Origin of the sequence: Enterococcus sp. S53 (genome assembly GCF_016516865.1) — a bacterium.
Classification (GTDB): Bacteria; Bacillota; Bacilli; order Lactobacillales; family Enterococcaceae; genus Enterococcus_D; species Enterococcus_D innesii.
On the sequence record NZ_JACVUH010000006.1, the window covers coordinates 133,946 to 147,952 of the forward strand.

General features: G+C 43.2%; 11 protein-coding genes. 2 read left to right on the forward strand and 9 right to left on the reverse strand.

The genetic code is table 11. The features are described from left to right. Positions 1–20 precede the first annotated feature (20 nt). Both IAE45_RS19285 and IAE45_RS09935 read right to left on the reverse strand, forming a co-directional pair. On the reverse strand, positions 21–1,778 hold the full coding sequence (locus IAE45_RS19285) for a metal ABC transporter permease subunit (RefSeq protein ID WP_005225531.1): 1,758 nt from the start codon (positions 1,776–1,778) through the stop codon (positions 21–23). Between the two features lies 1 nt (position 1,779). Beyond that, positions 1,780–2,502 (reverse strand): metal ABC transporter ATP-binding protein, encoded by a 723-nt coding sequence (locus tag IAE45_RS09935; protein WP_060791832.1) that lies wholly within the window; start codon positions 2,500–2,502, stop codon positions 1,780–1,782. 574 nt (positions 2,503–3,076) lie between these two features. Here IAE45_RS09935 and IAE45_RS09940 point away from each other — a divergent pair. Continuing rightward, positions 3,077–4,591 carry a flavocytochrome c gene (locus tag IAE45_RS09940; RefSeq protein WP_200126330.1) on the forward strand — a complete coding sequence of 505 codons (1,515 nt, stop codon included), beginning with the start codon at positions 3,077–3,079 and terminating at the stop codon, positions 4,589–4,591. 83 nt (positions 4,592–4,674) lie between these two features. Here IAE45_RS09940 and IAE45_RS09945 read toward each other — a convergent pair whose 3' ends face one another. The 4 genes from IAE45_RS09945 to IAE45_RS09960 form a co-directional block, all read right to left on the reverse strand. Further along, complete coding sequence (locus IAE45_RS09945) at positions 4,675–6,741, reverse strand: beta-galactosidase (RefSeq protein WP_200126332.1); 2,067 nt, start codon at positions 6,739–6,741, stop codon at positions 4,675–4,677. A 9-nt stretch (positions 6,742–6,750) separates the two neighbouring features. Beyond that, a complete protein-coding gene (locus IAE45_RS09950; protein WP_010747791.1) occupies positions 6,751–7,605 on the reverse strand; it encodes a sugar ABC transporter permease in 855 nt (284 codons plus the stop codon). Between the two features lie 3 nt (positions 7,606–7,608). Then, positions 7,609–8,844: a carbohydrate ABC transporter permease gene (locus tag IAE45_RS09955; protein ID WP_016608233.1), complete on the reverse strand. Its 1,236-nt coding sequence runs from the start codon at positions 8,842–8,844 to the stop codon at positions 7,609–7,611. A gap of 139 nt (positions 8,845–8,983) precedes the next feature. After that, complete coding sequence (locus IAE45_RS09960; protein WP_200126334.1) at positions 8,984–10,255, reverse strand: extracellular solute-binding protein; 1,272 nt, start codon at positions 10,253–10,255, stop codon at positions 8,984–8,986. Between the two features lie 254 nt (positions 10,256–10,509). On the opposite strand from IAE45_RS09960, the gene IAE45_RS09965 reads away from it, so the two are divergent. Beyond that, the gene (locus tag IAE45_RS09965; RefSeq protein WP_123834121.1) at positions 10,510–11,508 is read left to right on the forward strand and encodes a LacI family DNA-binding transcriptional regulator; all 999 of its coding nucleotides are present in this window, start codon (positions 10,510–10,512) and stop codon (positions 11,506–11,508) included. A gap of 82 nt (positions 11,509–11,590) precedes the next feature. On the opposite strand, the gene IAE45_RS09970 is transcribed toward IAE45_RS09965, so the two are convergent. The 3 genes from IAE45_RS09970 to IAE45_RS09980 are packed head-to-tail and all read right to left on the reverse strand — an operon-like array spanning position 11,591 to position 13,919. After that, the gene (locus IAE45_RS09970) at positions 11,591–12,112 is read right to left on the reverse strand and encodes a GNAT family N-acetyltransferase (RefSeq protein WP_200126336.1); all 522 of its coding nucleotides are present in this window, start codon (positions 12,110–12,112) and stop codon (positions 11,591–11,593) included. 17 nt (positions 12,113–12,129) lie between these two features. Continuing rightward, on the reverse strand, positions 12,130–12,891 hold the full coding sequence (locus IAE45_RS09975) for a YibE/F family protein (RefSeq protein WP_128488198.1): 762 nt from the start codon (positions 12,889–12,891) through the stop codon (positions 12,130–12,132). Continuing rightward, entirely contained in the window at positions 12,888–13,919 is a 1,032-nt protein-coding gene (locus IAE45_RS09980; protein WP_074932165.1) for a YibE/F family protein, read from the reverse strand. Before IAE45_RS09980 ends, IAE45_RS09975 begins: the two co-directional genes overlap by 4 nt. Positions 13,920–14,007: the final 88 nt, after the last annotated feature.

Below are 14,007 nucleotides of genomic sequence, written 5' to 3' on the forward strand. Positions count from 1 at the left end.
AGCTAAGGATGTTTTTTGCATTATTGATTCAAGCCTTGATAAATCGTATCGAGATTCCATTTCATCATGTTATAGTAGCTGTCGCCTTCTTCTCCCGGCTCTGCAATCGAATCGGTAAAGACGGTTCCGAATATCGGAATACCTGCATCACGAGAAACACTTTGCATCGGACGAGTATTGACGCTGCTTTCGACAAATAAGGAAGCGACGGCTGAGTTTTGCAGCTGATCCACTAAGTTCTTGATTTGCGCAGGGGTTCCTTCTTCTTCGGTATTGATTTCCCAAATATAGGCAGAGGGTACACCGTAGGCTTTGGAGAAGTATTTGAAGGCTCCCTCACTGGTGACGATCAATTTCTTCTCTTCGGGAATCGATTGGAAGTTTTCCTTCGCTTGCTGATCCAGTTCTTCTAATGAAGCCAAGTAGCGTTCAAGGTTTTCTTCATAGAAAGAGCGATTGTCAGGATCCTTTTCGCTCAAGCGTTGAGCAATATTGCGGGCATAGATCATGCCGTTTTCTAGATTTAACCAGGCATGAGGATCGGCTTTGCTGTGGTCTTCATCATCAGAAAGATAAAGCACATCCACGCCATCACTGACGGCAAAGTAATCTTCATTTTCTACCTTATTGGCATTGTTCATCAATTTGGTAAACCAGCCATTGCCGCCAGTTTCTAGATTCAAGCCGTTGTAAAGGATAAGATCGGCATCGGTCGCTTTTCGAACATCTTCCACTAAAGGTTCATATTCATGGGGATCACGCCCCACTGGTACGATACTGTGAAGATCGATTCGATCACCGGCAATGTTTTCCGTAATATCAGCAATGATCGAATTGGTCGCTACTACTGAAAGTTTCCCTTCTGTTTGGGCCATCTGTCCGTTTTGCTGTGCCAAAAAGAAGCCACCAGCTACAGCTGCCGTTGCTAAAACCGCCGTCGCTGACCAGCGTTTGACTGGACTGGTCTTTTGTTTTGGTGAGAACAAGAAACCGATCACGAAAAAGGCTCCTGCGGTCAAAACGATACTTGATCCTGCGGCAATATTAAAACTGTACCCGATAAACAAGCCGATAAATGAGGCGAAACCACCTAAAACCCCTGCGATGACCATCATATGCTTCAATTGTTTTGTATAAAGATAAGCCGTTGCTGCTGGAGTGACTAACAGAGCCACGATCAAGATCGTTCCGACGCTTTGCATCGCTGTCACTGAAACCAAAGTCAACAAGAACATCAATAAATAGTGATAGGCTTGCACTTTCATCCCAAAGGCCTTTGCCATCATCGGATCAAAAGACGTGATCAACAGTGGACGGAAGAAGAGGATGATCACTGCCAGCACAAGGATAGCGATAGCGATCGTGAGCCATTTGTCGCTGTCTTGCACCGCTAGCACATTCCCAAACAAAATGTGAAACAAATCAGTCGAACTATTTGCTACTCCAATCAAGATAACCCCTAAAGCTAGAAACGAACTAAAGGTGATACCGATCGCCGTATCGCTTTTGATTAGGCTGTTATTGGCGATATAGGTAATGATCATGGAAGCCAAGATCCCAAAGAAGATCGCCCCGACAAAAAAATGAACGCCGAAGATATAAGACAAGGCTACCCCTGGTAAGACCGCATGAGAGATTGCATCCCCCATCAAGGACATCCCTCGTAAGATAATAAAACAACCGATCACCCCTGCCACGATCCCGATCGCGACTGCCGTGATCAAGGCATTTTGCAAGAAATGATAGTTACTTAAACTCGTAAAAAAGCTTGTCAACATGTTAAACGCCTCCTTTCACGATGATCGCATCGCCAAATGTTTGCTTCAAATTGCTCTCGGTAAAGACTTCACTGACTGGTCCAGCAGCGATCAGGGTTTGATTGAGCAGAACCAAGTAATCAAAGTATTCGGTGATTTTCCCCAGATCATGGTGAACGATAAAAATCGTCTTGCCAGCATCTCGCAAGTTACGCAACAGGCCGACGATAATCGCTTCACTGGTGGCATCGATCCCTACAAAGGGCTCATCGAGGAAAATATAGTTGGCATCTTGCACCAACGTTCGAGCAATCAAGACCCGCTGAAACTGCCCGCCGGACAATTCCCCAATCTGACGTTCCGCAAAGGATTCCATTTCTACCGCTGCCAGAGCGGCTGTCACTTTCTGCCAATCGTTTGCCGACATCCTTTGGAACATGCGCATCTTAGGATACAAGCCTAAAGATACGACTTCTTTGACTGTGATCGGAAACGTGTAATCAACCGCGGTCTTTTGTTCGACATAGGCAATTTCCTTTTGAAAGTCTTTTAACGCTTTTTTGTCGACACTCATGTTCCCACTGGAAGGGATCAATTTCAACGCCGCTTTGATCAGCGTCGACTTCCCTGCCCCATTTGGACCAATGATCCCTACGATCGACGGTTTTTCTACTTGAAACGACAAATCCGAGATCACTTGATGATCGCCATCATAGGCTGCGGATATTTCTGAAAAAGTAATCATTATTTTCACTCCATTTCCATAGTTAAGGATAGTTTATTTATTTTTTTAGGTAGACCTAACTTATTTTTATTATACAAGAAAGGATTTGTTTTGCAAGACAGTTCTCTTGATTTTTTTAAGAAACACCACAGTTTCTTGGCAATGACTCTTGAAAACTAAGATTCTATCTTTATTTATTGAGTAAAAGTTGGTGCCCACAAACACGGATGCCATCAATTTCTTTCTATCTTTTGAGCGCAAAGCATTTGATTTATTCTTAATAAAAGAGATCATTCCTCGGCACCTCAGTGACGTACGTTTTTTCAATAACAGTAGAGAGGCGAATCAAAGCCTCTTCGCTTTTTCCCTTCATGATTAATACCAAACAAATCAAAGAATCAATAATTCTTCTATTTCCATAAATTCACGAATTCACTCTTTTTTATGATGACCAAGAAACCCTTTCACCTCGACTAAAACGCTTTATAAATTAAACTTTTCTAATTATTATGTGATTTTTCGAACAAAAGCTAAAAATAACATGACAACTATGTTAGTCTTTGATTTGGAAAAAGTTTTAGGAGGAATAAAAACAATGAAGAAAATTTTCCAAACACTATTAGTCCTAACCTCGTTAGCAACTTTGAGTGCTTGTGGCGCTGATTCACAAACAAGCAGCAGCTCAAGTACTGGTTCATCTGCTAATGAAGAAACAGATGCAACTTCCGCTGCATCTGGTCAAGAATACACAGACCCTAGCGAACTTGCAGACAGCTACGATGTCGTGATCGTCGGTGCAGGTGGCGCTGGAATGGCCGCTGCGATCCAAGCAAAAGAAGCTGGCGCAAACCCAGTTATTTTAGAAAAAATGCCAATTTCTGGGGGGAATACATTGAAATCTTCAGCAGGAATGAACGCTTCAGAAACCAAATTCCAAGAAGCAGAAGGCATCGAAGATTCAAACGATCTATTTTATGAAGAAACATTAGCTGGCGGTCACAACACCAATGATGAAGAATTGTTGCGCTACTTTGTGGATCATTCAGCAGAAGCGATCGATTGGTTAGATTCCATGGGTATCACTTTAGACAACTTAACAACGACTGGCGGGATGAGTGAAAAAAGAACGCACCGTCCATCTGATGGTTCTGCTGTTGGGGAATACTTAGTTGATGGCTTGATGCGCAACATCCATGAATTGGAAATCCCAATTTTTGTGAATGCCGATGTCAAAGAAATCAATGAAGAAGATGGCCAAGTCAACGGGGTGACGGTTGAAGTGGAAGGAACCGAACAAACCATTGATGCCAAAGCAGTTGTCGTTACAACAGGCGGTTTCGGTGCCAATTTCGACATGATCACCGAATACAAACCAGAATTGGCAGACTACGTGACAACGAACCAAGAGGGTTCAACTGGTGATGGGATCAAAATGATCGAAGCATTAGGTGGACAAACGGTTGATTTAGAGCAAATCCAAATCCACCCAACAGTGGATCAGTCTAAATCACTGTTGATCACTGAAGCTGTCCGTGGAGAAGGCGCGATCTTGGTCAATCAAGAAGGCGAACGGTTCTTCAATGAAATGGAAACACGAGACAAAGTCTCTGAAGCGATCATTGCCCTACCTGAAAAATCAGCAACGTTAGTTTTTGATGCAGGTGTCAAAGAACGCGTGACAGCCATTGATTTTTACGAGCAACAAGGGTTAGTCAAATCCGCTGACACGATCGAAGAATTAGCAAAAGAATTGGACATGCCAGAAGCAGCGCTTGCTGACACGATCGCTACGTGGAACAGCAGTGTGGCTGCTGGTGAAGACGAAGCCTTTGGACGCAGCACAGCAATGGACAACGATTTGTCAACAGGACCTTACTATGCCATTGCCATCGCTCCTGGTATCCACCACACGATGGGCGGCGTGAAGATCAACACCAACACAGAAGTGATCGATACGGATAACGAGATCATTCCAGGTCTTTTTGCAGCCGGTGAAGTAACTGGTGGGTTGCATGGTGAAAACCGAATTGGCGGAAATGCCGTTGCCGATATCATCATCTTCGGACGCCAAGCAGGAACAAAAGCTGCCGAATTTGCGCAAGAAAATTAAAACACTCTCTATAAAAAAGAAGTACTTACGTTTTTTTCATCAACGTAAGTACTTCTTTTTTCATATAATTGACACAATAGTTTTTATTGTTCTGGTGCTGTCACTTTGATAATCTGCACCTCATAAGGCGCCAACTGAAGCTTTTGGTTTGTCGTTTTTCCAGTAAGCAAATCGATTCCTGAAGTTGCTACCTCTACTTCTTGATTTTCTTCGGAAAAATTCATCACAAAATAATAGGTGGTCGGAGCGAGCTGCTCTTGCTGACTTTCTCTACTTTGGATCGACACGTTCGTTGAACCTTGACGGACCCACTCATTTTGTATGCGAAGCTGTTGTGTTACTTCTTGATAGAAGTCTTCCAAAAAGGCTTGATCCGTCCGTCCCCCAAGATAGTAGGCACTTCCTTCACCATAATCATTTACGGTCACTGCAGCTTGACCTTGATAAAAATCAGCACCGTAGACCCCTAACGTTTGGGCAGTGTTTGTTTGAACAACACTACAATAATCATGAATTTGGTACTGCTGCTCCTTCATTAAAAGCAAATTTTTTTGTTTCGGATATAACGTATCGATTTCTTTCACAGACACACCAAACAGTTCTTCTAACTCTTGGGGCCAGCCCCCTAAATAGGTCAAGTCCGTTTCATTCACGATCCCCGTCAAATAAGTGGAAACCAGCGTCCCGCCATTTTTCGTATACTGTTGAAACTTTTTCATAGTTTCTTTTGGTAAAAGGTAAAGCATCGGAGCGATGATCAATTGGTAAGCATCAAAGTCATGGTCTTTCGTGATGACATCAACCGCGATGTCATGATCCCAAAAATAGCGATAATGCTCTTGCAACGTTTGTGGGTAGCGTTTGCTCTCCAAACCAAAACCTTGCGCATCATTGAGCGCCCAATTGTTATCCCAATCATAGATGATCGCCACTTTGGCTTTTTTGTGCAATCCTTTGATTTCTTTGATTTCTTCTAAGGCTTTTCCCACTTCTGCTACATCTTGAAAAACACGATTCTGTTCGTCGTTGTCATGGTCCACGACGGCCCCATGGAACTTCTCAGACGAGCCTCTTGATTTTCGCCATTGGAAATAAAGATTACTATCTGAACCGTGAGCAATAAATTGCATAGAAGACAACAGATGCATCCCGGGGCGTTTCGTGCGATTGACTGGATGCCAATTCACACCACTAGGGGTTGATTCCATGATCAAAAAGGGTTGCTTTTTCAAGCTACGGTACTGATCATTGATAAACCCAACCTTACTTGCCAAATCAGCGGTCGTTCCCCAATCATTATGCCAAGCAGGATAACAATCCCAACTAATGACATCTACATGCTGGGCAAATTTTCCATAATCAAGGCTATAAAAGGGAATCAAATCTCGGGTATCTGCCATGAAATTCGTTGTGATCGGTACATCTGGAGACAAACGACGAATGTCTTTGATCTCATGTTCATAGAAATCAATGGTCTGATCGGTCACAAAACGATGCCAGTCTAGATTTAGTCCATGAACTTGCATTTCGCCGATCGGTGAAGGAGATTCGATTTGCGACCAATCGGTGATCGTATGGCTCCAGAAAGGTCCCCACCAGGCCTCATTCAAGGCTGCTAATGTTTGGTACTTCTGCTTGACCCACTGACGAAAGTTTTCTTGGCAAATGGGACAATGACAATCTCCAGAATACTCATTGGAAATATGCCACATCAATAGTGCTGGGTGATCGTGGTAGCGTTCAGCTAATTTCCGATTGATGATCGCCACTTTCTCACGATAGATCGGTGAAGAAAAGCAGTGATTGTGACGCCCGCCGTGTAACATTTTTTCCCGTTTTTCATTGGTCCGTAGAACTTCAGGGTATGCTTTAGACAACCAGGCAGGACGCGCGCCGCTTGGCGTCGCTAAAATGACGTTGCTGTTTCGTTCGGCGAGCTCATCCATGATTTTGTCTAACCATTCAAATTCAAACACCCCTTCTGCTGGCTCTAAGGCACTCCAAGCAAAAATACCAAGGGAAAATGTATTAGCATGAGCTTTTTCCATTAGTTCTAAATCTTTGGCTAAGATCTCGGGATAATTTAGCCACTGGTCAGGATTATAATCCCCACCATGTAAAAAGCGTTCTTCTAAGTTATATCTTGTCATCTTCTCTTCCTATCCTTTTGTGCCACCAGCGGTCAAACCGGAGACAAAATGTTTTTGTAATGCAATAAAGACGAGTGCGATCGGAATACTGATCAAAATAGCCCCTGCCGCAAAAGTCGTATAGCTGGCTCCCATTTTATCCGTGACTAATTTGTATAACCCGATGGGTAATGTATAGTACTCAGGATTACGTAAAATCACAGAAGACAGGGCAAAGTCTCCAAGTGGTCCAGTAAAGCCATTCATGGCAACGACTGCCAGCATTGGTCGTGATAAAGGAATCAAAATTTGCCAGAATATTCGCGTATTGCTTGCGCCATCTATCTTGGCACTCTCGTCTAAATCTAACGGGATCGAGTCAAAATACCCTTTTAATAAGTACGTGTTCATGGGAATCTGGCCCCCAACGTAAATCAAGATCAGCAACCAATGGCTATTGATCAAGCCGAGCATTTGCGCCAACACAAAAATTGCGATCAAGGCAGAGAACTGCGGGATCATTTGTAGTAGTAAGAACAGCATCAACCCATTTTTACGGCCTGTAAAACGAAACCGTGAAAAGGAATACGCCGTCATGGAGACAAAAATCAGTGACAAGAACATGGTGCATACACTGATTTTTAATGAATTCAAATACCATTGACTATAATAAAGCGAGTTATCACCAGCAAACAATTTCGTGTAGTGACTTAATGTCGGACTCGTCGGAATCAAACTCGTACTTACTAAACTGTTCCCAGGATTAAAACTAGCACCGATCGTCCAAAGTAAAGGGTAGACGATCACTACTACCGTAAAAATCAGTACGAGATACGTCAAGGATAGGCGGACAAATTTCTGTTTCTTCATACTTGCTGCCTTCATATCTTATCCAACCTCCTTGAATGAATTTGTTCGGCGGAATTGCCATAAAGCAATCGCGATCACGACGATCGATAAGAGAATCGTCAACGCTGCTGCCAGTGCATATTGACTATTTTGCATCGTGAGCTTATAGATCCACGAAACCAAAATATCGGTACCACCAGCGGTCGAACCAGGAACTGCTGGTCCACCAGAATTAAACAGATAAATGATATTGAAATTGTTGAAGTTAAACGTATATTGCGTAATCAAAATCGGTGCCATTGCATAAAGCAATAATGGCAATGTGATTCGGCGAAATTTTTGTAAAGCTGAAGCACCATCGATGGTCGCAGCCTCATACAAATCATCCGGAATGGATTGCAGCGTCCCTGTAGTCACGATAAAAATATACGGAAAGCCTAGCCAGCCTTGAATCAGTAGCAAAGCTAAACGGGTCCAATTCGCACTCGTTAGCCAAGGAATCGGTGAAATCTGGAAGAAATTCAAAATCGAATGATTGATCGCACCAAAGGAATCATTGAACATTCCTGAAAACACCAAGATCGTAACAAATCCCGGAACTGCCCATGGGAGGATCAAAATCGTTCGAAAGAACTTTTTGAGTCGTAGTTCTTTTTGATGCACCAGCACCGCTAAAAATATTCCGATAGAAACTTGTAACGTTGAGGCGATCAAGGTCCAGATAACTGTCCAGCCCAGAACATTGAAGAAGGTACTACGCCAAATATCGACAGTAAAAATCTTCTTAAAGGTCTCTAATCCCACCCAATCTGCTAAATTGGCAGGTGCAGAATGATACAGATCATAGTTCGTAAAAGCTAACGCGATACTAAAGAGAATCGGAAAAATAACAGAAAACACGAGTAAGAAAAATGCTGGGCTACTCATTAAATAAGGATAGCCTTCTCTTAATAGTGCCTGGTAGCTTTCACGGATAGAGTTGACTGGTAGCTCATTGTCTCTTAATTCACCGTTTTTATAGGCATCACGGATGTTTAAATAATAGAACAACAGACCAAAACCGATGACGATCAAGGCAACTAATCCTTCTGCTAATAAAAAGATGGAATTGTCTCTCGGCACTTCCACGCCTAATGTCACGATGCCCCAAAGTCCCATATTAAATAAATCTTTAAAGACGACAAGATACATAGCAAAAAAGAAGAAAAATAAAGCGCCTTTGATTTTTTGCCGATTATAGAATTGACCGAATCCTGGTATGATCGAGAATAGCATTGCTCGTTTTGCATACGACTGCGTGTTTTTCACATTTTCGCCCCCTGTAAGAAAAAGCCGCTGACAAACGTTTCGTTCGGCCTTACTTGATTCCTAGTGATGAATGACCACCCGAAACGTTTGTCCTTGAGACGACTTTCTAGTTTTGAATTGCCGCAATGGCTGATTTGATCTGTTCGACTGCTTGTGGTAAAGCTGTTTTCGGTTCAGCCTTTCCAGTAGCAATAGTTTGCAATGCGGCATCCATTGGTTCCCATACTGAATTCATTTCAGTGATCCCAGGCGTTAGTTCTGCGTGTTGGGACTGAGCGGCAATGGCTGCAGCACTTTCACTTTCTTGAACTGCTGGATCATCTGCCAATGAAGCAACCGCTGGTACTTCCTGTGTTTTTTCATAACGAACTTTTGAATTTTCTTCATTGCTGATAAATTTGACGAATGCTTCAGCTAATTCAGGGTTTTGGGAATAGCTACTTACGTTGTAGCTTTTGACACCGATAAAGGAGCCCATATGTTCACCATTGCCTAATAATGGCAATTCTTTCACACCATAGTCGATGCCCGCTTCTTTATATGGAGACAAGTTCCATGGTCCCGAGATGACAGCGGCAGCTTTTCCTTCCGTAAATAAAGAGTCCAACACATTGATTCCTTGTTCGCCGACCAATCCCGATGGAAAAACACCTGCATCATAAAACTGTTGGATATAGTCTGCCCCTTCGATCGCGCCTTCATTAGCTAATCCAATATCTTCAGGGTCATAGGATCCATCGGCATTCTCGCCAAAAACATAACCGCCATAACCGCTCAATACACCTTGTGCGTAATAAATTTGATCCCATAATGCCAGTAACCCATAACTGTCAGCATCTAAGACAGACTTGGAATACTCCAGCCACTCATCCGTTGTCTGTGGCAAGTCTTCTTCGGAAATTAGTTCTTTGTTATAATACAAAATTTGTGTTTCAACCGCTTTTGGTAAGCCGTAGACTTTGCCGTCAACGATTTGCGATTGCATTGCTGATTCTGTATACAGCTCTTGTAGCGTTTGATCGACTGTTAATTCTTTCAACAAACCTTCGGTAACGGCTGTACCGATTTGATCGCCAGGAATCGTGATGATATCCGCACCTGTACCAGCGGGGCCATCCAATCGTAAATCTTCGATCTGTCCACCATAGGCTTTTTCGACCACTTTGATCGTCACATCGTGTTCTTCTTCAAATTGTTTGACTGCCTCTTCAATCCCAGCTGATTTTGCTTGGTCTTCCCAGACCAATAGATCATAGTCCTTATTGCTGCCACTATTTGCTGCAGTACTATCTGTCCCTTCACTTTGTGGACCGCAAGCACCTAATCCTAAAGCTGCTACACTTAAAAAAAGAACTCGAGACATTTTTTTCATCATCATTTCTCCACCTTTTCTTTATTTTGCAAACGCTATCTTCTCGTTTATAATAAATTATTTTACTTAATATGTAAATAGTTTTACTAAATTAATTTCTTCAACGGAGTAAATAAACGGATAAAATCAAGGTTTTTCTCACAAATATTTTTTCAAAATACCTACACGCTCTAAACTTTCACTATTGAGTAAATATATTTAGTAAATTCATTTACTTGATAAAGTTGTTAGCGTATACTAGAAGAAAGAGGTGAAGAAGATTGGTTACAATAAAAAAAATTGCCGAGCAATCAGGCTTTTCACAAGCGACTGTTTCCCGATTATTAAAAGGCGACGAATCGTTGTCGATCGCAGCCGATACGCGCCAAAAAATTATTCATACCGCTTTATCACTAGGTTATGATCGCTCAAAAATAAAAACAACACTAGAAAAAATCGCCGTCCTTTTCTGGCTGACAGAACAAGAAGAGCTGCAAGATGTCTATTTTCGACAATTGCGTATCTCTTTAGAAAAATATGCGAAAATCAACAATTTGGAAATTCAACTGATCACCCATGAAGATGATGTTTTAGAAACACTGCAAGAAGTCGCCGGATTTATTGGGATTGGCTCTTTCACTGAGAAAGAAACGCAGCAGTTCAAATCCGTTTGCCCCTATGGCGTCCTTTTGGAAATCAACCCCTGTCCAGAGCTGTTCGATACGGTCAAACCTGATACTGATCGAATGACGCAACTGGCGATCGATCTATTTTTAACAAAAGGATACCGAAAGATCGGCTTTATTGGTGGTGCTTATCTAAATCCTGATACCCAACGTGCAGAAATGGATAGTCGCGAGGTCATCTTCCGTCAAACGCTGGCTCGTCGAGATGCGCTCGATGAGGCGTTCTTATTTAGTGGTGGCAATTTTTCCGTTGAAACCGGCTATCGTTTGGCGAAAAAAATGGTGGAATCCCTTGGTGATAATTTGCCAGAGGCGCTCTTTGTGGCTTCTGACACCATCGCAGTTGGTGTGCTCCAAGCGTTAAATGAACGATCCATCATCATTCCTGATCGCTTGGAATTAATCAGTATCAACGACAATGAGATCGCAAAATTTGTGGCTCCCCCTCTAACAACGTTTAACATTGATGTGGAGGAAATCGCCAAAACCGCAATCGATTTATTGGTGGATCAGATCGTTCATCCTCGAGCGATCACCAAAACAGTCCTTTTAGGGGCTGAACTCATCGAACGAAAAAGCTTTACGCAAGCATAAAAAACGCCCTTAGAAAGTTAGAAAAAGCTAACTTTCTAAGGGCGTTTCATTGTCTAAATCGAAAAAAGCATTCTTACGTTTTTCACATCTCTTTCGCCACAGCATACACAAGATGCGGCATGTCCACTTGCCGATAGTGTTTGACAAAGCGATCCACCAGCTTCATTCCATTGCGCAATGCCACATTTATGGAGGCTTGATTGGTCTCACGAATGATCGAATAAACAATGGCGGCATTCAGCGGTGCAAACGCATAGTCTTTACAAGCCTGGGCGGCTTCTGTGGCAAACCCATGATGCCAGAAGTTCTTTTGAAACAAGTACCCAATTTCTAAAACGGCTTCTCCCTTGACGTCTTGCCATGTCAACCCGCATTGACCGATCGCTTGCCCTGATGCTTTCTCTATCACTAGCCACAAGCCAATGTGATCGTTTTGATAGCGTTGCAGCTGTTTGTCGATCCAACCAGTGACTTCTTGCTCACTGAAGGGTCCTTCATAGGCAATCATAACTTCTGGATCTTGCAAAATCTTTTCAATCGCTGGTCGATCGTCATGACTCATTTCTCGCAGCACTAATCGCTTAGTTTCAATTAGTGGTTCCATGGTGGTTGCGCTCCTTCCTATTCCATTCGGTTTCTTTTCAAAAAATACCAACTCGCTGCCCATGCGGTAATGGGTAAAATAATCACCGCTGCCAGACCCGTGATCAAACAAACGACCAATTCTGAGACGAACGCCTTCGAATTGAGCATTTCACCAAAGGAGATCGACAAATCTTGAAACCACGCAATCAACGCCAGATTACTTCCCATAAAGGCAAACAATAAGGTATTGATCGTCGAAGACAATACGTCTGATACCACGGTCATACTACTTTTACTTAATGCCTTGATCGAGACTTGCGGGTTTGCTTGAAAAAGTTCATAGGTCGCAGTGCTGATTGCCATACTCCCATCTGCCACCGCCCCCGAAAAACTCATCAAAATGATCGCAGTCATCAATGTCTTAAAATCGATGGCTACATCAAAGGAATACATCGCCAACTCATCCAGTTCCTCTGCCGAAAACCCATGCAGATTCATTGCAGCGAGCACAAGCGGAAATAGTAGTAGAAAAAGCCCTAGAAAGACCAACACACAGACAAAGGCAATTTTGGTTTTCTGATTGACGCCGTTCACGAAAAACAAGGTGATCGCCGCCACGGCTAAAAAGGCAACACAAGCCGCTGGTAAAATCGGTGTCCCTCGGTCAATCAGGACCAGCAGCGCTAGAAAGACAGCCACATTCATAAACAGACCAGTAACTTGAAACAGCCCTTCGATCCGAAAAACAGCGAAAGTCAGCAAGAGAAAAAGCAAGATCAACACAAACAAAACATTCATCCTGCTTTCCTCCTTTGTAGTTCAAAGCAAAGGAGCGTCAACGGTACCGATAAAACCAGCGCAAAGCCGCCGCATAATGTACGCACTATTTCTAAAGAAAGATGCATCGGCAATGCTTGCGACAGCAGCCAGCCATTTGCTAGGTAAAACAATAGCGCTGGCATACTCCCACTTAAATAAGCAAACAACAAGACATTGATCATCGAAGAAGTCGTATCTTGCGCGATGGACCGACCGATCGCTAATCGTTCCTTGCGGCTAGTCTGGGGATTGATGCGCTGGATCTCATCTAGACTGGCAATCAGCATGACAATATTGTCCATGCTGGCACCAATCGCGCCAATCAGCAGACTCCCTAGATAGACACTGCGATACGGACGGGTCAGAAACGACATTTCTTCATAGCGCAACCCATGATCTTGCAAAAGATCCATGGCGAACCGACAGAGAAAAAACGCCAAGAGGACGCTGGCTAACGAGGCAATGATTTTGCGACTGTCGATCGTACGAAAGCCATAGGAAATCCCCATCGTCAAAACCAACGAGACGATCGTAAAAACGATCATCAAAAAGACCAATGAAAAGGAGCTGTTGCCTTTGTGAAACCAAAGAAAAAGGAGCAGCAAGCCAGTATTCACAAAGATACTAAGTAAAGCCCGCAAGCCCTTTTTGCCACCAATTGCGACTACTGCCATCAAAAATAAGGCAAGAAAGAAAAAGAGATACCCATCCCTTTTTTGTGCTTGTACCTGCCAGCCATCCCCTTCTTTTTGCAAAAGCAGCTGTTGTCCGGTCTGATACAACGGATGAATCGCACCGTTCGGGGTGTATTGCGTAGTGACTGTCCGTAGTACCCCAGCTTCTTCTCCGTTACGAACGATCCCTTGGATCTGCTGCTGGTCGGCGGTGACTTGAACCGTTTGTACTTCTATGATCGGTTGTGCATAAAAGCGGCTACTTTGGGTTTGGATCAGCCAGCTAAAGACCAGCACGCTAACAAAGGCCACTAGATAATAATACTTTTTCAAGACCGTCTCCTTTCATTTTCAGCAAAAAAAGACTTAGACAAACCACCAGTCCTACGACCAATCACCTTGTGAGGCTGGATGACTGGTC

Excerpts from the sequence above, each read along its gene's own strand:
- IAE45_RS09970 (WP_200126336.1), bottom strand. The coding sequence starts at position 12,112 with ATGGAACCACTAATTGAAACTAAGCGATTAGTGCTGCGAGAAATGAGT.
- IAE45_RS09940 (WP_200126330.1), top strand. The coding sequence starts at position 3,077 with ATGAAGAAAATTTTCCAAACACTATTAGTCCTAACCTCGTTAGCAACT.
- IAE45_RS09950 (WP_010747791.1), bottom strand. The coding sequence starts at position 7,605 with ATGAAGGCAGCAAGTATGAAGAAACAGAAATTTGTCCGCCTATCCTTG.
- IAE45_RS09960 (WP_200126334.1), bottom strand. The coding sequence starts at position 10,255 with ATGATGATGAAAAAAATGTCTCGAGTTCTTTTTTTAAGTGTAGCAGCT.
- IAE45_RS09945 (WP_200126332.1), bottom strand. The coding sequence starts at position 6,741 with ATGACAAGATATAACTTAGAAGAACGCTTTTTACATGGTGGGGATTAT.
- IAE45_RS09975 (WP_128488198.1), bottom strand. The coding sequence starts at position 12,891 with ATGAATGTTTTGTTTGTGTTGATCTTGCTTTTTCTCTTGCTGACTTTC.
- IAE45_RS09935 (WP_060791832.1), bottom strand. The coding sequence starts at position 2,502 with ATGATTACTTTTTCAGAAATATCCGCAGCCTATGATGGCGATCATCAA.
- IAE45_RS09955 (WP_016608233.1), bottom strand. The coding sequence starts at position 8,844 with ATGCTATTCTCGATCATACCAGGATTCGGTCAATTCTATAATCGGCAA.
- IAE45_RS19285 (WP_005225531.1), bottom strand. The coding sequence starts at position 1,778 with ATGTTGACAAGCTTTTTTACGAGTTTAAGTAACTATCATTTCTTGCAA.